This is a genomic window from Gemmiger formicilis, from assembly GCF_016901605.1.
GTDB classification, from domain to species: domain Bacteria; phylum Bacillota; class Clostridia; order Oscillospirales; family Ruminococcaceae; genus Gemmiger; species Gemmiger formicilis_B.
On sequence record NZ_JACJKP010000556.1, the window covers coordinates 1 to 321 of the forward strand.

At 54.2% G+C, this 321-nt stretch carries 1 pseudogene; it reads right to left on the reverse strand.

Annotated features, from left to right (window positions below):
- Positions 1-56: 56 nt before the first annotated feature.
- Positions 57-321 (reverse strand): annotated as a pseudogene (locus H6B10_RS15910) (thymidine phosphorylase); the annotation flags it as partial.

Below are 321 nucleotides of genomic sequence, written 5' to 3' on the forward strand. Positions count from 1 at the left end.
CTCCCGGTCACCGTGCGATACACGCGGCGACCGGGAGTTTTTTCATTCAATTCGTGTTAAAAGCGTTCTACGCCATCGGCCGTGACCCGGGCGTAAATCAAAGGCGGCAACGCCGGTTTTTCGGGACCAATAATCAAACCGCTGCGGTACATTTCCTCCGCATTGGCAAACAACGCCGGGGCATCTGCATAGAAAGTACAGATGCTCTCCCCTGCCTTTACATAGTCCCCCAGCTTTTTGTGCATGGTAATTCCTGCGGCAAAATCGATGGAGTCTTCCTTTTTGATGCGGCCCGCCCCCAACAATACACTGGCGTTGCCG